This is a genomic window from Swaminathania salitolerans (genome assembly GCF_007988945.1).
Classification (GTDB): domain Bacteria; phylum Pseudomonadota; class Alphaproteobacteria; order Acetobacterales; family Acetobacteraceae; genus Swaminathania; species Swaminathania salitolerans.
In genome coordinates, this window is sequence record NZ_BJVC01000002.1 from 26982 (window position 1) to 47667 (window position 20686).

At 62.2% G+C, this 20686-nt stretch carries 16 protein-coding genes and 1 tRNA gene; 6 read left to right on the forward strand and 11 right to left on the reverse strand.

Going from position 1 to position 20686, the window contains the following annotated elements:
- Window positions 1–72: 72 nt before the first annotated feature.
- From SSA02_RS04235 to SSA02_RS04245, 3 genes are read right to left on the reverse strand one after another with little or no spacing between them, the layout of a single operon-like run.
- On the reverse strand, window positions 73–441 hold the full coding sequence (locus tag SSA02_RS04235; RefSeq protein WP_147092727.1) for a YraN family protein: 369 nt from the start codon (window positions 439–441) through the stop codon (window positions 73–75).
- Window positions 441–1436: a porphobilinogen synthase gene (hemB, locus tag SSA02_RS04240; RefSeq protein WP_147092728.1), complete on the reverse strand. Its 996-nt coding sequence runs from the start codon at window positions 1434–1436 to the stop codon at window positions 441–443. Before hemB ends, SSA02_RS04235 begins: the two co-directional genes overlap by 1 nt.
- Window positions 1433–2896 carry an APC family permease gene (locus tag SSA02_RS04245; RefSeq protein ID WP_147092729.1) on the reverse strand — a complete coding sequence of 488 codons (1464 nt, stop codon included), beginning with the start codon at window positions 2894–2896 and terminating at the stop codon, window positions 1433–1435. Before SSA02_RS04245 ends, hemB begins: the two co-directional genes overlap by 4 nt.
- A gap of 125 nt (window positions 2897–3021) precedes the next feature.
- Between SSA02_RS04245 and glyA the strand changes: the two genes are divergently transcribed.
- Entirely contained in the window at window positions 3022–4329 is a 1308-nt protein-coding gene (glyA, locus tag SSA02_RS04250) for a serine hydroxymethyltransferase (RefSeq protein WP_147092730.1), read from the forward strand.
- A 210-nt stretch (window positions 4330–4539) separates the two neighbouring features.
- Here glyA and SSA02_RS04255 read toward each other — a convergent pair whose 3' ends face one another.
- The 3 genes from SSA02_RS04255 to SSA02_RS04265 all read right to left on the reverse strand — a co-directional run bounded on the left by SSA02_RS04255 (window position 4540) and on the right by SSA02_RS04265 (window position 7956).
- On the reverse strand, window positions 4540–5568 hold the full coding sequence (locus SSA02_RS04255; protein ID WP_147092731.1) for a M14 family metallopeptidase: 1029 nt from the start codon (window positions 5566–5568) through the stop codon (window positions 4540–4542).
- Window positions 5565–6740 (reverse strand): acetylornithine deacetylase, encoded by a 1176-nt coding sequence (gene argE, locus SSA02_RS04260; protein WP_147092732.1) that lies wholly within the window; start codon window positions 6738–6740, stop codon window positions 5565–5567. The genes SSA02_RS04255 and argE overlap by 4 nt, the downstream gene beginning before the upstream one ends.
- Before the next feature lie 91 nt (window positions 6741–6831).
- Complete coding sequence (locus SSA02_RS04265) at window positions 6832–7956, reverse strand: DEAD/DEAH box helicase (protein ID WP_147092733.1); 1125 nt, start codon at window positions 7954–7956, stop codon at window positions 6832–6834.
- A gap of 46 nt (window positions 7957–8002) precedes the next feature.
- Between SSA02_RS04265 and SSA02_RS04270 the strand changes: the two genes are divergently transcribed.
- The 3 genes from SSA02_RS04270 (at window position 8003) to SSA02_RS04280 (ending at window position 11000) form a co-directional block, all read left to right on the forward strand.
- On the forward strand, window positions 8003–8953 hold the full coding sequence (locus SSA02_RS04270) for a mitochondrial fission ELM1 family protein (RefSeq protein ID WP_147092734.1): 951 nt from the start codon (window positions 8003–8005) through the stop codon (window positions 8951–8953).
- 21 nt (window positions 8954–8974) lie between these two features.
- On the forward strand, window positions 8975–10861 hold the full coding sequence (locus SSA02_RS04275) for a hypothetical protein (RefSeq protein ID WP_147092735.1): 1887 nt from the start codon (window positions 8975–8977) through the stop codon (window positions 10859–10861).
- Window positions 10862–10925: 64 nt separating this feature from the next.
- Window positions 10926–11000: transfer RNA gene (locus tag SSA02_RS04280), tRNA-Val, on the forward strand.
- 537 nt (window positions 11001–11537) lie between these two features.
- Here the strand turns inward: SSA02_RS04280 and SSA02_RS04285 are convergent.
- The 5 genes from SSA02_RS04285 to SSA02_RS04305 all read right to left on the reverse strand — a co-directional run bounded on the left by SSA02_RS04285 (window position 11538) and on the right by SSA02_RS04305 (window position 19282).
- Window positions 11538–14051: a TonB-dependent receptor gene (locus tag SSA02_RS04285; RefSeq protein WP_246103623.1), complete on the reverse strand. Its 2514-nt coding sequence runs from the start codon at window positions 14049–14051 to the stop codon at window positions 11538–11540.
- 536 nt (window positions 14052–14587) lie between these two features.
- On the reverse strand, window positions 14588–16279 hold the full coding sequence (gene ybaL / locus SSA02_RS04290) for a YbaL family putative K(+) efflux transporter (protein WP_147092736.1): 1692 nt from the start codon (window positions 16277–16279) through the stop codon (window positions 14588–14590).
- A gap of 174 nt (window positions 16280–16453) precedes the next feature.
- Window positions 16454–17818 (reverse strand): 8-oxoguanine deaminase, encoded by a 1365-nt coding sequence (locus SSA02_RS04295; RefSeq protein ID WP_147092737.1) that lies wholly within the window; start codon window positions 17816–17818, stop codon window positions 16454–16456.
- On the reverse strand, window positions 17815–18312 hold the full coding sequence (locus SSA02_RS04300) for a nucleoside deaminase (RefSeq protein WP_147092738.1): 498 nt from the start codon (window positions 18310–18312) through the stop codon (window positions 17815–17817). Before SSA02_RS04300 ends, SSA02_RS04295 begins: the two co-directional genes overlap by 4 nt.
- 43 nt (window positions 18313–18355) lie before the next feature.
- Window positions 18356–19282 (reverse strand): aromatic ring-hydroxylating oxygenase subunit alpha, encoded by a 927-nt coding sequence (locus tag SSA02_RS04305; protein ID WP_246103624.1) that lies wholly within the window; start codon window positions 19280–19282, stop codon window positions 18356–18358.
- Between the two features lie 226 nt (window positions 19283–19508).
- On the opposite strand from SSA02_RS04305, the gene SSA02_RS04310 reads away from it, so the two are divergent.
- Window positions 19509–20123: a Rieske (2Fe-2S) protein gene (locus SSA02_RS04310; RefSeq protein WP_147092739.1), complete on the forward strand. Its 615-nt coding sequence runs from the start codon at window positions 19509–19511 to the stop codon at window positions 20121–20123.
- Window positions 20117–20683 carry a glutathione S-transferase family protein gene (locus tag SSA02_RS04315; protein ID WP_147092740.1) on the forward strand — a complete coding sequence of 189 codons (567 nt, stop codon included), beginning with the start codon at window positions 20117–20119 and terminating at the stop codon, window positions 20681–20683. The genes SSA02_RS04310 and SSA02_RS04315 overlap by 7 nt, the downstream gene beginning before the upstream one ends.
- Window positions 20684–20686 lie beyond the last annotated feature (3 nt).

Here is a 20686-nt window from a genome sequence, read left to right on the forward strand (position 1 = left end):
GTTCTCGCACCTTCCTGCCGCGGACCTATGCCCGTTCCGGCTCGATGAGGTGAGGCGGCACAGGGAGCGGGATCAGGGCAGGGCGGCTTCGATCCAGCGTATCGTCCCCCTGTTATCGTACAGGACCACATCGAAGCGGGTTTCGTCCCTGCGCCATTCCGGCCTCGTCGCAAAGACGAATTCAGCGGCGCTCATCAGGCGAGAGCTCTGTCTCGCGCCGAGAGAAAACGCGGCCTCGTCGAGGGTCCGGCGGCGCTTGACCTCCAGGAAAACGAGACATCGCGCATTCGCGGCAATAATGTCGATCTCGCCAAGCGGCGTACGCAGACGGCGCGCCAGAATCCGATAACCATCCCGTTCGAGGCGCGCGCAGCTTCGTGTCTCGGCGGCGAGCCCCTCGAGATAGGCGGCAGTGCCACGGTCGCGGCGCAGGCCGACCATCAGGTCTTGCGCAGGAGTCGCGCCGCCTCGACGGCAAAATAGGTGAGAACGCCGTTGCACCCGGCCCGGCGGAAGGCGAGAAGGCTTTCGAGAATGGTCTTGTCGCGATCGAGCCAGCCATTCCCGATCGCGGCCATGATCATCGCATATTCCCCCGAGACCTGATACGCGAAGGTCGGCGCCCGGAACCTGTCCCGTACCTGCCGGATGATGTCGAGATACGGCATTCCGGGCTTGATCATCACCATATCTGCGCCTTCCTCCAGGTCGAGGGCCACTTCGCGCAGCGCCTCGTCGCTATTGGCCGGGTCCATCTGATAGGTGCGCTTGTCTCCCTTGAGCAAACCGCCCGAGCCGAGCGCATCGCGGAAGGGACCGTAGAACGCGCTGGCATATTTGGCCGCATAGGACATGATCCGTACATGCTCGTGCCCCGTCTCGTCGAGTGCCGCACGGATTGCGCCGATACGGCCGTCCATCATGTCGGACGGCGCGATGATGTCGATCCCGGCGCGGGCCTGGTTTACGGCCTGGCGTGCGAGACATGCGACCGAGGCATCGTTGACGACATAATCGTTCTCGATGAGCCCGTCATGTCCGTGATCCGTATAGGGGTCGAGCGCGACATCGCCGATCAGCCCGAGCGCGGGATAGACGGATTTGATCTTCCTCGCGGCGCGACACATCAGATTATCGGGATTCGTTGCCTCGCTCCCGGTTGCGTCTCGTTTCTCCAGAGGCGTGATCGGAAACAGGGCGATGGCGGGTATCCCGAGCGCAACCGCCTCGGCCAGATGTTCGTCGAGAAGATCCACACTGACGCGCTCGATCCCGGGCATGGATTCGACCCGCGAGCGCTGGTTGCTGCCTTCACAGACGAAAATGGGCCAGATCAGATTGTCGACGGTCAGGGTCGTCTCGGCCACCAGCCGACGGGTGAAGGCGTCGAACCTGTTGCGACGACCGCGTGTGGTCGGAAAACTGCCATGGATCATGCGCGGGTCTCCTTGCTGTTCAGGACGCTGTTCCGGCGTCCGTAGACCATATAGATGATTAGTCCGAAGGCGAGCCACAGAAGAAGGCGAAGCCATGTCAGACCGTCGAGAGAGAGCATCACGGCGCCGCAACTCAGAATGCCGCATATGGGCATGAGAAGCCCCCCCGGCGCCCGGAACGCACGGACGCGCTCAGGCTCGCGAAGACGCAGGAGAAGCACTCCGATACAGACTATGACGAAAGCGAGAAGCGTGCCGATGGAGGTCATGTTGCCCAGGGCGGAAATGGGAACGAGACCTGTGAGGAGACAGGTGATGACGAGAAAGACCAGATGGGACGTCGCAGGCGCGCGGGTGCGCGGGCTCAGTCTCCCGAAGATCTGCGGCAGAAGGCCGTCATGCGACATCGCATAGAAGACACGCACCTGACCGATCATCAGCCCCATCAGGACCGAGATATAGCCGAACAGGATACTGAACTTGATCGCGCTTTGCAGCCAGGACATGTGGGTCACATCGACTGCCGTCGCCACGGGGCTGCCGTCATTTTCCATCTGCCGGTAATCGACGACCCCCGTGAGCACCAGGGCAAAGACGATGTAGATCACGGTGCAGATGGCAAGACTGCCGAGAATCCCGATGGGCATGGTGCGCTCGGGGCGGCGCGCTTCCTGCGCCGTGGTCGCGATGATGTCGAAACCGAGATAGGCGAAAAAGATCATGCCCGCGGCGCGCATGATGCCCGATATCCCGAAATGGCCGAACTCGCCCGTATTGGGGGGGAGGAACGGGTGATAGTGCACCGATTTGATGAATGGCGCGCAAAACACCACGAAAGCGAGCACGACGGCGAGCTTGAGCACGACCACGACCGCATTGATCCGTGTCGATTCCGAAATGCCGCGCAGAAGCAGCATGACGATGAAGACGATCGCTCCCATAGCCGGGAGGTTGATCCAGCCATGGGCAGTCGTCCCATCGGCAAGCACGACCTCGGTCAGAGGGGAGGCCATCCAGCGGGGATCGGGATGGATATCCCATTGCGCGAGCATGGAGGCGAGGTAACTCGACCAGCTCGATGCGACGGCTGCGGCGCCGACCGTATATTCCAGCACGAGATCCCAGCCGATGATCCACGCGACCAGTTCACCGAGCGTGGCATAGGCGTAGGAATAGGCGGAGCCAGCCGTGGGGATCATGCTGGCGAGCTCGGCATAGCAGAACCCCGCGAAGCCGCAGGCGATTGCTGCGATGATGAAGGCGATCACCACGGCAGGTCCGGCATTATGGGCGGCCGCAATCCCGGTCAGGCTGAAGAGTCCGGCCCCGACTGTCGTCCCGACGCCCAGTGCGATCAGGGAAAAAGGGCCGATGACCCGTTGCAGCCCGTGGCGCGCGTCGTGCCCGGTGGTGGGTTCGATCGGTTTCCGCCGCCACAGGGCGGCAGTGGGATGGGCCATGCGGCGATCCTTATCAAGTCGTCCGTCGCGCGCGGAACGGGTTGGCGACGAAGGGCAATCTGAGATATTGCCCTTCGGGATACGCGATTTTCGACAACCGCGCGCCCCCTCTGGGAGAGAAAAGAATGACGACCCGCGAGAATATGACCGCCCAGCATGATTTCTTCCATCAAGGCCTGCAGGATGCCGACCCCGAGGTCGCAGCCATTCTGAACGCGGAACTGGTCCGCCAGCAGGACGGGATCGAGCTGATCGCCTCCGAGAACATCACCTCCTTCGCGGTTCTGGAAGCGCAGGGCTCGGTCCTGACGAACAAATATGCCGAAGGCCTGCCCGGCAAGCGGTATTACGGCGGTTGCGTGGACGTGGATCGCGTCGAGACGCTCGCCATCGAGCGCATCAAGGACGTGTTCGGCGCAGCTTATGCCAATGTGCAGCCTCATTCCGGTGCCAATGCCAATCAGGCCGCCTTCATGGCGCTCGGCAAGCCCGGCGATACGGTGCTGGGCATGAGCCTTGCTGCGGGCGGTCATCTCACGCATGGCGCTGCACCCAACTACTCCGGCAAGTGGTTCAACGCGGTCCAGTACGGGGTGCGTGCCGAAGACGGCTTCCTCGACTACGAGGAGATGGAGCAGCTGGCCCGCACGCATAAACCGTCGATCATCGTGGCGGGCGGCTCGGCCTATCCGCGCCATATCGATTTTGCGCGGTTCCGTCGCATCGCCGATGAGGTCGGTGCCTATCTGATGGTGGATATGGCGCATTTCGCGGGTCTGGTTGCTGCGGGTCTCTTCCCGAGCCCGGTACCCCACGCCCATATCGTGACAAGCACGACCCACAAGACCCTTCGCGGCCCGCGTGGCGGAATCGTGCTCACGAACGATCCGGAAATCGCGAAGAAGGTCAATTCGGCGGTCTTCCCGGGCCTGCAGGGCGGCCCCCTGATGCATGTCATCGCTGGCAAGGCTGTCGCTTTCGGCGAGGCGCAGGGCGAGAAATTCAAGGCCTATCAGACGGCCGTAGCCGAGAATGCCCGCGTTCTGGCCGAGGAGCTCGTCACGCGCGGCTTCGATATCGTGACCGGCGGCACCGATTGCCATCTGGTGCTCGTCGATCTCCGCCCCAAGAAGGTAACGGGCAAGATTGCCGAGGCCGCGCTGGAACGTGCAGGCATCACGGCCAACAAGAACGCGATTCCGTTCGATCCCGAGAAGCCTTTCGTCACGTCCGGCATCCGTCTCGGCAGCCCCGCCGCCACGTCGCGCGGATTCGGCAAGGAGGAGTTCCGGACCATCGCACGTATGATCGACGAGGTTCTCTCCGCCTATGGCACGGACTCGCAGGATGCGGTCGAGCAGCGCGTGCATGAAGAGGTCAAGGCCCTTTGCCGTCGCTTCCCCATCTACGACGTTGCCTATCCCGGCGCCTGAAGCGGCCTTGAAACGAAGCGGCCTTGAAACAGAGGGGGCGGATGCCGGCTCGGACTCCGCTCCTCGAGGCTGACCGGTGACCTCTCCGGGAGCGATACCAGCCTGTCGTCGCCAAGCTGCGGACAGGGGTTGCCGGATTTCGCTTCCGGGGGGGGGGATCCGGTCCTTCGGACGGAGAGGTGGTAGAGGAGGCGGTAGAGGAGGCGGACGTCAGAGATGGCGGGCCAGTCTTACCGCGAGCTGGCCGCGGCGTACGCAGAGATTGGGCATGATGAGAATGCAGCCGTCATAAGGCGTGCAGATCTCGTCCTGGCCGTCCGTTGCAATGACCGTCCCTGCATCGGCAATAGTCTGTCCGCCCCTGTAGGGGGTCTCGAACCGGAAACAGGCGCTGTGGGCCACGACGTTATCCGTGACGACAGCCTGTTGCGGCATGGTCGGATGCGGAAAACAGGCATCGAAATGAAAGCGTGCCGCGTTGTCGATGAAATAGCGTATCGCGTTGCGGCTCGTTTCCACGGTTTCGGGCGCCCAGTGCTGCCCGGCCTCCAGCAGCACGCTGCGCGCCCCGCGCTCGGGAGAGAGGAAATGAGCCTCCTCGATCAGTCTTGCACCCCCGACATGCCCCAGATCGGTCAGAGTGAGAAACGGCGTGTCGGAGCAGGCGGACAGGGCGCCGGCGAGCGCGGTGGAACGTTCTGTCTGGGGTGAGATGAGAAGAGGCGACGAGTCCCAGAGCATCGAATGCAGGTCGAGAAGCATGTCGCTTCTGCGGATGACGGGGAGAAGCGCCTGGGCGCGGGCCATTTCCGGCGAGGCAGGGCGACGGGCCAGCCTTTCGGTACTCCAGACCCTGTTGAGATCTTCCCCGGTAAAGCGCGATGCCGTCGGGCTCTGACCGTCGAAGCGGTGGAACGATTCGAGATTCGCGAATACGAAACGGACAACGCCGCAGAGGGGGCGTATGTCCTCGCGCAGAATCTGATCGAGGGCGATCGCTCCGGCAAATTCATTGCCGTGAATCAGCGACACGATCGTTATCTCGGGTCCGACGCGCCCGCTGTCCCGTTCGATGACGCCATCGATCCCGATATTTCCCTTCTCCCATGGGGTCAGATCCGGCGGCGCGATCCGGATAGGAAATTCGGGCAGATGACGTGGAAGAGTCAGTTCCGTCGGGACGCTTCGCTTCCGGCGCCGGACCGGAAAATGGTCCCGCGGGAAAGCGCCGCAACTCATGCCGACAGGCACACGCGCCTGACGAGCGCGTCGATCATCGTCTCGCAGCGTGCGATCTGGTCGCGGGAGATCCATTCATCGGGTCTGTGGGCCTGCTCGATACTTCCGGGTCCGCAGACGATGGTGGGCAGGCCAGCCTGCTGGTAGATCCCGGCTTCGGTCCCGTATGAAACATAGCCTGCACTGTTATGCCCGGTGACCTGCTGGAGCAGGGAGGCGAGCGGCGCATCGGGAGAGAGCGCGAGCGGAGGCAGATCGACGAGCGGCGTGAAGACGAGGCCGCATCCGGGACCATCGGCGCGCAGTGCGTCGTGCAGGGGAGCGAGGGCATTGAGGATGCGCGCGTAGATCTCCTCGTTGCTTTCTCCGGGAACCGCGCGCCACTCCATCTCGAAGCTGCTTTTTTCGGGAACGATGTTGAGAATGCTCCCCCCTTGCGCCAGCCCGACCTGCATTGTCGTGTGATCGGGGTCGAAGCCCGGCACGTGCAGGCCGTCCTGCGGGAAGGATTCGGCAATTTCGGCGATGATGGCGATCGCCTTGCCCATGGCATGGAGCGCATTCGTCCCGAGGGCAGGACGCGAGGAATGGGCAGGGCGCCCCGTGATATCCACGCGTACCGTATATCGTCCCTTATGGGCGATGACCGGGGCGAGGAGGGTCGGCTCGCCGATCACGCAGAAATCGGGCATCAGACCGCGCTGCTGCACATCCGCGACGAGATGGCGCGCGCCGTCGCATGTGATCTCCTCGTCGAAGGTCAGGAACAGATGGACCGGCCGCAGAAGCGCCTCGGCCCTGATACGCGGGATCGCTACGAGCATGACGGCCACGAAGCCCTTCATGTCCGCGGCACCTCGTCCGACGAGCCGTCCGCTCTCTTCCCTGAGCACGAAAGGATCTGCCGACCAGTCCTGTCCCTCGACCGGGACGCAATCGACATGTCCCGAAAAGGCAAGTCCACCCGGCGCTACCGGACCGAGGATCGCATGGAGGTTCCACTTGCCCGGCTCCGGCCCCACGCTGCGCCAGAAAGGAACGTCCATCCGGGTGAGATAGTCCTCGACCCAGCTCATGAGCGCGGCGTTCGGGTTGCAGCTCGTGGTGTCGAACGACACGAGTTTCGCCAGAATCGCGCAAACATCCATACCGGGGAGGGGCGGAGGGGTCATGTGACGAGTTTAACCCCGGCGCAGAGAAAAGCTCAAGCAGGCGGGGGAGCGGAAACGGTCGCATCCCCTTTCCGGAGGGGGTGGCGGAAGATCACGAAACGATGCTGATCCGGTAGCCGATCTCCTTTTCGATCGCACGAAGGAGAAGCCGGTCGTCGCGCGTGCAGAAAGACAGCGCCTCTCCCCGCTTTCCGGCTCTCGCCGTGCGACCGATCCGGTGCACATAGGTCTCGGCCTTTTCAGGGAGATCGTAATTCACCACGAGATCGATATCGTCGATATCGAGCCCGCGTGCAGCGACGTCGGTCGTAAGAAGGATCTGCGCCTTCCCGCTGCGCAGCGCTTCGACCGCCTTCTGTCTGGCGGTCTGATTGAGATCGCCATGCAGGGTCGCGACGGCGAAACCGGCTTTCCGGAGCAGCTTGCCAGTCTGTTCGACGGCGGCTTTGGTTCTGAGAAAGACGATCTGTCGTCCTTCGGTCTTGCCGCAGGTTTCGGTCAGGGTTTGCGCCTTGTCTTCTGCTTCGACGAATAGCGCCCTCTGCTTGATCCGTCGCGGGGTTACGGTCTGGAGGGCGAATTCGTGCAGGACCGGCTTGTGAAGCAGGCGCTTCGCCAGAGCGCGCGCCTCTTCCGGCAGCGTTGCCGAACACAGGATCGATTGGCGTTCACGGGGGATCTGAAGAAGGATTTCCGCGATGGCCGTGCGGAATTCGTCATTGAGCATCTGATCGACCTCGTCGACCACGAGAACCTCGATCATGTCGAGCCGGCACGATCCTGCAGCGAGAAGATCGAGAAGGCGGCCGGGGGTGGCGACCGCGATATCCACCCCTTCGTCGAGGGCGGCAATCTGGGCGTCACGCGGAAGCCCGCCACAAAGGAGCCGCGTCCGGAAGGCGAGCCTGCGGCCCACCTGTCGGAAAACACCGGCAATCTGGCTTACCAGTTCCCGCGTGGGGGCGAGGACCAGAACGCGCGGAGCGGTGGACGCACGCGCGCCCTGCGACCCGACGAGCCGCTGCAGGACCGGCGCCACATAAGCGGCTGTCTTGCCCGATCCCGTCTGGGCGACGAGAAGGACATCGCTCCCGGCCACGAGGCTGGGCCAGACCTCGGTCTGGACGGCGTTCGGGCGCGCGATGCCGTTCTGCGCGAGTCCGGCAGCGATGAGAGGGTCGAAAAGCGGAAAATCCGGGGCGGCATGCGTGGTCATGGGCAGCTTCTTGCCAAAAAACCGCCGGTGAAGGAATTACCAACTCATGAGTGTTGCGATCATAGCCGAAGATTTTGCCGGAATGCGTGCCCAGGCCCGAGGCCTCGTGGAGCGCGCCGGACTGCCATGGCATTTCCACCCGGTCCGTATGACCGGCATGTGGCGGCATGTCCCCACGCGCTTCTGTCCCGTTCCGCTCGCGCATACGGCCGGGATCGCGCTTCCGGCCGGGACCGCGCTGCTCGTCAGTGTCGGGGGCACGGGAGGGGCGATCGGGGCGGCCATGAAACGGAAGACGGGCCTGCCTCTGGTGCAGATCCAGAATCCGCGGATGTCGGCGCGGCATTTCGACCTGATCGTCGCCAGCGTTCATGACAGGATGTCCGGAGGCAGGGTTGTGTCCTGCCGCACCGCCTTGCATGGCATCACACCCGATATCCTCCGTGACGCGCGGATCAAATGGTCGCCGCGCCTGCGCAAGCCCGGTAAATTTCTCCTTTCCGTACTCATAGGGGGAACGAACGGGCGATTCAGGTTCGGCGTCGAAGAGGCGCGCGATCTTGCCCGGACCCTTCTGGGCATGGCGTCGACAGCGCCGGTGCATTTCGCGCTGACACCGTCACGACGCACCGACCCGGCGGCGATGGCGGTGCTCGAAACGATGCTGGCCGGCCAGGATGCCTGGTTCTGGCGCGGAGAGGGCGAGAATCCGTATCAGGGCCTCCTTGCCTGCGCCGATGCGATTGCGGTGACCAGAGACAGCGTATCGATGGTTTCCGAGGCGGTCGCCACCGAGGCACCGGTGATGATCATCGATCTTCCCGGGCGTTCGAGGCGGATCGGCGCCTTTATCGACGGGCTTGCGGCCGAAGACAGGGTACGCCCCCTCGGAGCGGAATGGATGCTCTGGCCTGTATCGCCGCTTGACGATACCGGTCGAGCGGCAGAAGAAATGACACGACGTCTTGCTCTCCCAGGAGGGCGAGACCCGCAATAAGGAAACGAGGTCAGGACGGCCATGCTCGATATCATCACTTTCGACGCTCAGGGCGGCGGTAACATTCTCTACAAGGCCCTTGCCCATCCGCTTGCGAGCGAGGCCCTGCGAGATGTGGCGGCGACCCTGGCTGAGAGCGGTGCCTTTGCCGTGTACGACCCCGAGAACATGTTGCAGACGCTGGTCGCGCTCTATCCCGAATTTGCGCCGCAGGCCGGTGTCTATACCCATGATACCGAACAGGTCGGGCTGCCGGACGGTTTCGGCGGGCAGAAACTTGCGCTTACCGATCTCTCGACAGGCAAGGCCCGCGCCGTGCTGGCTCTTTCCTTCGAGCAGGAAAAGATGCGCGCGCGCCTGTCGCGCGTAACCCATGCCGACCAGCGTATCGTCTCTCTGGAGCCCGCCAAGCTTCCCGAGCGTATGCTGACCAATACGCGCGCCTATCTCGACAAGCAGAATTTCGCGACCAATTTCGCCTTTTTCCGGGATGACGAGCGCTTCAGCACGAGGCTCGTGACCGCAAATTACTGGTGCAATTACGACGCGACCGATGTGCGTTACTGGATGCGCCTGTTCGATGGTGACGGCGCGATCCTGGCGGAGTGGGAGCATGAAGTGCCGGATGCCCCGGCTGGAATCGTGGTCGATAGCGCGGAGATCCGCGAGCGTTTCGGCCTGCCTTCTTTCTGCGGGCAGCTCTTCATTCATGTTCTGGGGGCGAGGGGACACGACGTCGTCAAATACGCGCTCGATATCTACGGCAAGAACGGAGAGAAGAGTCTGTCGGTCACGCATGACGCCAATGCCTGGCCGTCTCCCCGTTTCGCGACGTTGCCCGCCCCGCGCGAGGATGAAAGACTGGTTCTGTGGGTCCAGAACAGTCATGCGACCCCGATCCCTGCCGGGGCGATCACGCTGAACGAGATGGGAGAGGATACCGCCTATCCCGTTCCGCTCGAGATCGCGCCTTTCGCCACCTATCCTCTCGATGTCGGCGCGCTGGCCCCGGGAATCGTCTGGCCGGCGCAGTTCGAGCTGCGATCGGGCAATCATGTCGTGCGTCCCCGTTACGAGATCACGCAGGGCGCGCTGACGCGGATCGCGCATCTCAATGTCGAGCGTCGCGATCTGAAGCCCGAACCCGCCCTGAGAGCGCTGCCTCCCTCGATGGGACGCGGATTCGTCCTTCCGTTTCCCGTGCTCGATCCGGCCCGTTTCACGACCGTCGTGCAGCCCAATCCCATGTCCGAGCAGATACATAGCCTTCCGCTCAGGATCGACGTGTTCGACGAGGCAGGCGCGCTCGTCTCGCAGCGTTTCCTCGGCAATCTGCCGCGCAATCATCATGTCGCGGTCGCGCTGCACGAGCTGACCGATCGCCCGGGACACGCCGATCTCGTGTACGATTTTCGCGACGGGGGAGACGGCGATGGCTGGCTCCACGCCATGATGCGTTATGAGAGCCGGGAGACGGACCATGCCGCCGAAACCAGCTTCGGAGGGCATATCTTCAACACGCTCATGACGTGGCGTTCCGAGCCGCAATCCTATGCAGGACCGCCGCCCGGACTGACGACACGTCTGTTCCTGAAGCTCGGGCAGGAGGGACATGAGAGCTTCTCGTGTCTGATCCATCCGGCCTCTGTCGAGGGAACGGCGCCTTCGGAAACGGTGCTTCATCTCTATGCGCACGATGGTGTCGAGCTCGAACGTCGCCGGATCTCGATCAATCCGAGCGGGTCCTACATGGTCTGGCCGCATGAGATATTCGGCCCCGAGAAGGTCGCCGAGGCCGGTATCGGCGGCTATGTGCTGATCCGCGATCTGTCTTGTCGTCTGTTCGGCTACCACGGCCAGCGGGACGCGCGCGGCGGCTTCTCTCTCGATCACATGTTCGGCTTCTGATCTTTTTCCATCCCCCCTCTTGTCGCGTCTCCCGCTCTTTGCTAGAGACGCGTCACCGCAGGATGGGTGCGTAGCTCAGCGGTAGAGCACTGCCTTCACACGGCAGGGGTCACAGGTTCAATCCCTGTCGCACCCACCATCCTCCCCCGCAGAAAATAGCCGTTTCCTGAGGATCGAACACTACGGACCTCGGTGTATTTTGGTTCATTCCGGTACGTTTCGAGTCGAGTCGTATCGTGTCGAATCGTGCCAGATCCGGACCGCTTACTGCGAGTCGGGCCTCTCGAGCTGCCTGCCGAACCGAACGGTTCCGTGACGGCAGATACAGTGCGGTATCTCGTCTCGGGGCCACTTTGCCGGTCGCTGTGACGGGTGCGCGGCCCAATATTTCGAGCTTCCGCCTCACGACTACTTCGCGAAAATCTTGGATGCAGACACACCGAAGAGGGACAGGTCGGAACGCTCGAAAGGCTGCATTCATCCCATCGATGGAAAGAGTTGCCGGTAAGCGAAGACAGCGCTGGAAAGCTTGGAAGCCAGCCATCGGCGGCTTGCACTGCCGGGCAAGTGTTTCCCCTCCATGCCCCGCCCCGCAGGAGCAGGCGGGGATTCGAACTCTATGATGGGCCTTGCCTTTCTCCGGTCGCGCCATGCGTGCGCGACCGGGGAGAGGGGGTCAGAATTCGCTCGTCAGCGTTGCGATCGCGGCGAAGGGCGAGGCGATCTTGTAGGTGGGGGTCGAACCGCCGATGGTGTTGCCGAAAACGCCGATTGTCGGATTTGCGTTCGTCTGGGGAGACTGGATCCAGCTCAGATACTGGTTGTTGCTGATGTTCTGCAGGTTGAGCCTCAGGATCGGGCGCTTGAAGATTCCGACCTTCGGGAAGCGATAACCGACACCCACATTCATGCGCACATAACCCGGAATGCTCTGGTCGTTCATGAAGGTGGCATATTGGCGTGCGACATATTTCAGGTTGAAATTGGCGAAGCGCGTGCCGTCGTCATAGTCGAGGCCGAATCCGACCTGCCAGTCAGGTGCCTGAGGAGCGCGCTTTCCGGCGCTGCGTACGTAATCCGCGCCGCTTCCCGAACCCGCCGGGAGATTGCTGTCGGTCACCGCGTGCAGATATTCCACCGAGACATAGGGGCGGAAATTGTGGATGGGCCGCGTTCCGATCTCGGCGTCGAATCCGTCCGAATGCATGCCGCCTGCATTGATATTGGTGGAGTAGAACGCGCCCGATGCCTGATCCTGGACGGATTGGGTGTAGAGTCTGTTGGTGAAGTTGTAATGGAAATAGGTCAGGGAGGAGGAGATCAGATCCCCCTGATAGCGCCAGCCTGCCTCTTCCGAAATCGAGATTTCGGCTTTCTGGTCGGGGTTGGCAAGGGTCGAGTAGAGACCTGTTTTCTGGTTGAAGCTGCCAGCGTCGTAAAGCGCATAGTTTTGCGGCATACGGAAATTCGTCGCCACGGAGACGAAGACCTGGTTCCTGTTGTCGATCTTGTATCTTATGGCGGCTGTGGGAAGCGCCTGGTTATAATTGGTCGAAACATATTTGTTCCGCACATCCGGCAGGTAGTTGGTGCCGTTTCTTTTGACGATGGAATATTTCAGACCGGCATCGATTGTCAGCTTGTCATGCAGGAGGGACAGGCTGTCTCCGATGAAAGGCGTGTGCACCTGGGTCTGGGTGAACGTGTTCCGATACTGAGCCTTCGCGCCGTTGCTCAGGATGACATTGTTCTCGTCGCCCCATTGACTGAGGGGCGTCCCGTCCGGTCCGACGAAACTGTAAGGCGCCGTCTGGCGCTGCTTGGCGTATTCGAACCAGTAGCCGATCATGAGTCGGTTGATTCCGGTCGTGAGGGTCAGTTTCGTCGTGGCGCCCGGACGATAGGTTTCCGTGAGAGACGGATTGTAAAGCACCCTCATACCCGTTCCGCCCTGCCCGTTGACGGTGCCGGAAAGCGTCTGGGTTCCGTAGGTGAAACGGGACATGTCCGTATATTGTGCGCCACCGCCATTGCCGTAGCCATACCAGAAATAGGGGGTTTCGGTCAGGGTCAGATGATCGTTCAGCTTGAAGGTGGACGGCATCGAGGCATAGATATTGGTGAAAGGGTTGGGGCGGGTCTTGTAATAATTGACGGAACCCGGTCGTGTCGGCGTGTAGTAATGTGCGTCGTACACGGTGTTGGGCGGATCGCCCGCGGCCAGACCGCTTCCGCCCACCGGGTTGATGAAGCCGGTGCCCCATTTCTTCCAGCTCGCGAGGCTAGCATTCGGATAGGCGTTGTTCTGGATGTTGTTGCCGACCACGGCCAGAGAGACACGATTGCCGTCGCCCCAGTCATTCACGATCTTCATCTCGCCGTGTTTCTTGTTGTCCCAACCCGGGCCGCGCCAATGATCCTGACGGCTCTGCGAGTAGGAGAAATAGGCTCTGAGATTGGTCGCGCCGATCCTGCCGGTATCCAGACGCAGAAAGCCGCGCGTGGCATTGAAGGACCCGTAGGTCATATCGACCATCCCGCCGGGGCGGAATTTCGGATCGATCATATACATATCGACCACACCGCCCGAGGCGCTGATATGAGGCGAGTCGAGATCGGCCGAGCCCTGCGCCAGGCGCACGGTCTTGAGGTTCTCGGCATCAACGATTTCCTGCGGATAAACGGCGAAATTGCCGATATCGTTGATCGGGAAGCCCTCGAGCGTGAACCCCATCTGGGATTCGGTCAGGCCGCGAACCGAGAGATTGCCACCCGTCATGCCGAGCGGATCGGTGTCGGATACGTTGGCGCCGGGAAGCAGGGCAATGAGCTGCATCGGGTTCAGCGCCGGATTCTGTTTGGCGATGAAATCACGGGTGATTTCCGAAACCGATTTGGGGCTGTCCTGATTGACCATGAGACCGCCGCCGAAGGCGCGCCGCGTGACGCCATCGCCATAGCTATGTCCGGTAACCTCGATATGCTCGTCGGTCGGTGCGGTGGCGCCGAGCATGGAGGGCGCACGCGATGCCTCGGTGCGGGCGCGTCCGGGCTGCTTTGACGCCGATCCATGCGTGGCGGGATTATTCCGGGTCGAAACCGAATCGTTCCGCTTCTGTGCCTCGGCGCATGGCGCGAATAGCGTAACCAGTGCAGTCGTCGCGAACAGTGTCGCTGTGCGTGAGAACATGGAGCCGGTCTTTCGTGACATGATAATGAGTACCGTAGGGCATAAGTATTGCGTGATGGTCCGACTGCCATTGACTAGAAGAGAAAACGGAAATTCGTTCGTCGCGTCTTCGGCCATGCGGTCGGGCATGGCTCGCTTGTTATCGGGTTCTTCATGACAGCAATGTGAAATGACGGAATGTCGTTCCGCGCTATCTGACCACTATGTCAAAAAAGCCACATTTGTCATTGTTTGACATATTCCGAGGCAAGCGGAAGCAGACCTGACACCGCCATGGACCCACATGACCGGGACGCAATGCCAGACGCCTGTCGTCCATGCGGCTTCCGTAACATCTGTCGATCAGGGATGAGTGTACACGGGAGATTGAGGCCCGAGGCGGCTGCGTCATCGCCCGGCACTTCGGGGCGGTGGGCTTCGACACCATATCCGTGCCGAGGCGCAGCGAGGATCGGATGCGCATCCCGAACGATCTGCCCGGATCAGTCTCGTTCCCATCCGCCCCGGTCGGAATGCAGGCCCAGGGGAGAAGAGGTTTACGCTCCCGGCTGGACGATAGCGCCGGAACGCTCGAGCATGGCAAGCGCCATTTCCCGTTCGCCCATGATCACGTGATCGGCTCCGAGGCTCGCGAGATGCTCGACCGCGCTGTCGTAATGCGCACGCGCAATGATCGTCAGGTCCTTCCTGATAGCCCGCGCCTGCGAAATGATCTGACCCGCCTCGAACGGCTCGGGAATGGCCACGAGCAGAAGTCGCGCTTTCTCGAGATTCAATGCCTTGACGGTCCGGCTCTCGACCGCATTCGCGACGAGGCATTCGACGCGGTCCGGGGGATAATCCGGGGTGGAGATCTTCCCGGTCTCGACGATGAGCACTTTCTCGCCCTTTCGCATCAATCCGTCGACGACGAGACGACCCACGCGCCCGTATCCGACCACGATGACATGATCGTCGAGACGCGTCGGGACAGGAGGCGGGAGGAGGATACCCGTCTCGTCCGGCACCGCATCGGTCGGATGGGGCGCGCGTCGTGCGATCCAGGCCTCGATCCTCTGCGTCGCCATGAGAATGAACGGATTGACCAGAATCGAGAGTATGGACGCCCCCAGGATGAGATCGCGCCCGTGCGGGTCGAGAACGTGCATCTTCACGCCCAGTGCCGCGAGAATGAAGGAGAACTCGCCGATCTGCGCCAGGCCGCTCGCAATGAAGAGGGTGGTGTTCCAGGGCTGTCTCAGCAGCCTCAGAATACCGATCACTGCAAGGGGGGTGCCGATCATGATCACGAGAAAGGTCAGCAGAAGCGGCAGAGGCTGACGAAAAAGCACGAGCGGATTGAACAGCATGCCCACCGAGATGAAGAACAGAACGGCGAAGGCATCGCGCAGAGGGAGGGTTTCCTCGGCGGCGCGATGACTGAGCTCGGACTCGCTCAGCACCATTCCGGCCACGAAGGCCCCCAGCGCGAAGGAGACGTCGAACCATTCGGTGGCGATGAAAGCGACGCCGAGAGCCAGAGCGAGCAGGGAAAGACGAAACAGCTCCCGGGATCCGGTATGGGCAACATAATGCAGAATGGCGGGGATGACGCGCTGCCCGACCACGAGCATCAGCGCCATGAAGGCCGCGACCTTGCCGATCGTGAGCGCAATTGCGACGAGAATGCCGCCCAGGCTGATCGAGGCATGGCCGCCAGCCTGCATGATCGGGGCAAAGATGGGGAGCAGGACGAGGGCCAGAACCGTCACAAGATCCTGGATGATCAGCCACCCGACCGAGAGACGCCCCCGCTCGGTCTCGATCAGGCGCTGTTCTTGCAACGTTCGCAGGAGGACGACGGTACTGGCGACGCTCAGCGCTATGCCGAAGATGAGACACGCACCCGGCGTGAAGCCGAGCAGCCAACCGACGCCCCCGCCTATCAGGATCGAGGCGGCGATCTGCATGAGCGCGCCCGGAACGGCGACGGCGCGGACCGCGATCAGATCCTTGAGAGAGAAGTGAAGACCGACCCCGAACATCAGCAATATGATACCGATCTCCGAAAGTTCGCCTGCGAGCGACTGATCGGCCACGAAACCGGGGGTGAACGGTCCGACGGCGATCCCGGCCAGAAGATAGCCCACGAGAGGCGAGATCCGGATACGCTGCGCCAGTGTGCCGAGGATGAAGGCCATCCCGAGGCCCATGACGAGAATGCCAATCAGCGGGGTATCTTGACTCATGAAGTGATCGGGTCCCGGACTCAATGAAAACACTGGGTAAACAGAAGCGGAACCTTCGGGGATCGTCGCAGGATTTGCAATCCGGCTTTCTCATTTTCCGCGCGACCGGTCAGTATTCATCTTTTGTCACGAACTTCATGCCGGATGACGACCCCAAGCCGATGGGGCAGATTTTCAGGAGATCTTCTGCATTCGTCTCGATGCTTTCTCATGATCGGCGAGAATACGGTCGAGATCGTTCTGGCAGGGTTGCCCCTCCCTGACGCATACCTGACCATTGACGACGGTATACCAGGCCATTGCCGGGGCGCAGCGAAGCAGTGCCTCGACGGGGTCGCTGAGTGCGCCCGCGCGTGCCACGGGCGGTATGTGCCAGATAACCAGATCGGCGCAGGCTCCGGGGCGGAGATGGCCGATTTCATCGCTCCAGCCGAGACAGGCCGCACCGCCTCTGGTCGCCATGTCCAGCGCATCCCGCGCGGTCATCGCATGGGGGCCGTTGCGGTAGCGTCCCAGCAGCAGGCTCATGCGTGCCTCGAGCCAGAGCGATCCGTGATCGGTAGAGGCCGAACCGTCGCATCCGAGCCCAACGGCCATGCCGCGCCGGCGCAGATCCATGACGTCTGCCGAACCGCCGCCGATCATCATGTTGGAACAGGGACACTGGGCGGCACAGACACCCTTGCGCGCGAGACGATCGATCTCTCCGGAGGAGGGATAGATGAAATGAGCGACCCAGGCGCGATCGTTCGACCAGCCCGAGCGCTCGAAGAACTCGACAGGAGTACATCCATAGCGTTCCCGGCAATAGAGGATCTCGTCACGATCTTCTGCAAGATGGGTGTGGAGCCGTACGTCATGGCGTTCGGCCATGGCGGCGCTCTCTGTCATGATCGTGTCCGAAACGCTGAACAGCGAGCAGGGAGCGAGGGCGATACGGGTCATCGCGCCGGGCGAGGGATCGTGAAAGCGGCGTATGAGCCGCTCGCAGTCCTCCAGTATCGTCGTCTCGTCCTGAACGACGGAATCCGGCGGAAGTCCCCCGTCCTTTTCCGAGCGGGTCATCGAGCCTCGCGTGGCCATGAAGCGGAATCCGAGATCCCGCGCAGCCCGGATCTGGGCATCGATCAGATGGGGCCGGGGATGCACGTAGTGATGGTCCATGGAGGTCGTGCATCCGCCCAGAAGAAGCTCGGTCATGGCGATCCGGGCGGAGAGATAGACGTTTTCCTCGTCGAGTCCGGCCCAGAGCGGATAGAGTCCTCTGAGCCATTCGAACAGCGTACCATTGGTGACGGGAGCATAGGCGCGGGTAAGATTTTGGTACATGTGATGATGCGCATTCACCATGCCCGGAGTGACGAGCCGCCCTCGCGCCGAGATCCTGTCTGCGGGCGGCACGCGATTCACGGGCTGGGGATCGCAGGGGCCGCCGGTCGCAATGACACGGCCCTCCTCGATGTGAATCCATCCGTCCGGAATTTCCCGGTTCCTGTCGATATACAGATAGGCATCGTGAACGAGGAGAGAGCGGCTCAAGGAGATCTCTCCCAGAACCGGTCATGCAGTGCTGCGGCCTCATCCTCGAGGAGGGGGCCGATGACGACAACCTCTCTCTGGCCCGCTGCGAACACGGTTCGACAGGGAAGGTCGAGCGTCGGGTTTTCTGGGTGGTTGCCGGTCAGTGCTTTCAGATGGGCCTCCGACTGTCCATAAACCACGCGTCCGATCCCTGCCCAGTAGATGGCACCGCTGCACATCGCGCAGGGTTCCGCCGAGCTGTAGAGCGTGGATCCGGCCAGCAGGGTGCGGTCGAAACGACGGCTCGCACGGCTCGAGAGAAGACGCTCCGCATGGGCCGTCATGTCTCCGCCTTCCGAAGTGAACCCGTTTCCCTGGCGCAGGAGAACCCTGCCTTGCGGCGAGACGAGAATGGCGCCGAAGGGATGATCGCCCTTCGCCCGGGACATGCGGGCAACGGCAAAGGCCTCTCGCAGGAAAGCGCGATCGCGCTCCGGATCGGGCTCGCTCATTGCGCTTCCTTCCAGTGCGCTCGACGGGTGGGGGCGGGGATGCTCAAGCGCCGCGCCCGTCATGTCGTGCGGGGCGCGATGCCCCGATCATGTCGCCCCGATCGCGATGCTCCGGCCGTGACGCCCCGAACGTGACACCCTGGGCGCGGAGCCATCGGCGATAGGCGACCGAACTGCGATCGGAGAGGGTCGAGATCTCGCTCGACGAGTCCAGGGGCATCGCCTCCGGTCGGTGATTTTCCAGTATCGTCCGGTCCTGGAGGAAGATCATCTGCTGGAATGCGACAAGGGCGTCGCGGTCCGAATTGCCGTCCAGCAGAAACATGACCGGATGGGCACGGCAGGTTTCCTGGGTCATTGGCTGGACGAACAGGGCGATCACATCCTTGCGCCCGGGCTGCTCCGGGCAGGTCTTGTAAAGCAGGGTCGAGAACGGGGATGCGATACGATAGATGTAGTCGACCATGAGCCCGCCATCGGCCGAAAGGGCTGCCTGAGGCTGGAAAAAGCGGCATTCAACGGCCCAGATCTCCTGACCGTCCTTTCTGGTCTCGACCGAATAGCGCTCGACTTCCGTCCTCGGTTCGGCACCGAGGATATCGGTATGAACGAATGGAAAATGCGCCATATCGAGAAAGTTCTCAACGACCCGCAGGGCCGAGGCACGCACCATGACCGATCCGCAGCAGACCAGACGCCGATCGTCCTCCATGGCCTCCTCGATGACGGGGACGAGATCGTGTCCCGTCCCGTCCGACAGGAAAGAGGTCCAGACATAGCCATATCGCAGGAGGGCGGTAAGCGGCCTGTCTCCCCACATCGCCCGGATCGTGCCGTCCGGGGCGCGGGACAGGGCGATCTCCTCCCCCAGAAGCAGCGTCACGATGCCATCTGTCGTGACGTCCTCTTCCATTCCGAGCGGATACCACTGGCGCAGCGTCACCGGATCCGCATCGGGAAGGAGAGGCATAAATCCGTCCTTTGATCGTCTCGTTTCGGGTTCGTTCAGAATAATACTGTATTCGCTCTTGTCAAAAAAATAATTACAGGCAAGATCGCGGAACGATCTCCTTGTGGAAGGACCGTCTCCCGATGACAGGACCTTTATACGTTCCGCGTGGCAGAAAGCGTTACAGTGACGCGTCCCGGGCCGGGCACGGTTCGGGATACCGCGGGACGCGACGGACTATCGGGCTGTGATACCGGTCGGACTGAGCAGGGATCTTGCCTGCAACGAGATCGCACCCGTCAGGCATGGCGATGACGCGTTTGTGCTCTGGCGGGACGAAGGCGGCATTCTTCATGCTTTCGAGGATCGCTGCCCGCATCGCGGGGTCCGTCTGAGCCTCGGCTTCGTTCGCGATAATCGCCTCGCCTGCCTCTATCACGGATGGCAGTTCGATGGAGACGGGGCGTGTCGCCATATCCCGGCTCATCCGGCGCTCAAGCCGCCCTCGACCATAAGAACCCGCCTTTTCAGCGTTATCGAACGCGCCGGGATGATCTGGCTCGCGCGGGAGGACGAAGCCCCGCCTGCAACCGCGCTTCTGCCGGCCGAGACGAGACGGGTCGGCATACGCAGCCTTGCAGTCGAGGTCGGTATCGCGACGGTACGATCGGTCCTGTCCTGCGACCGGGCATTCTGGCTGGAGCGCGACGGTCGTCTGATCGCGTTTCACGCGCCGGAACCGGCGATATCGATGCTCCATCTCGCAATCGCGCCCGGGGAGGATCGGAAAGAGGCCTCGTCATGGCTAAGTCATCTGCGCGACGCGCTCGAGGATCATGCATCCGGGAGGGACGCATGCTGATACTCCGGGGGTGGATCGTCGATGAGCGCAGCTATGCGATCCGGCTTGCGGCGTCCCTGCTCGGAATTGCCCTGGCCGAGGATACGGATCGCCGCGCCGAGCGGTTCGGTCCCGTTCTCGAGGACGAGACGGGCGAGCGCGCTCATGTCGGTTTCTACGATTGCCTTTCCGGGCTCGCCACGCTCCCGCGACGGCCCTGGGTCTGGCCGGATCCCTCCGGGCGCGAGATGCTCGATTGGGCCGTGGATTCGCTCGAACGCTTTTCCGCGGTGCGGCGGGCCGTGCTCTGCGCAACCCGACCTTGCGACGGCAGAACACCCGAAATCCTGCATATCTACCGGAGTCTGGAGGATCGTCTGCACGACAGGGCCATGGAGGACGGATTATGGCTCTCCGGGCCGGAATGCGGCTTCGTCGATGTCGCGATCTTTCCGGTCGCCGGGCTCGCGAGGGATCTGGGCATCGGGATGGATCTCTACCCGGCCATACGACGCTTCGACGCCGGCATGAGGCGTCAGGCCGGATTCATCACGATGCCCGGCATCGCGGCATGTCACTGAGGG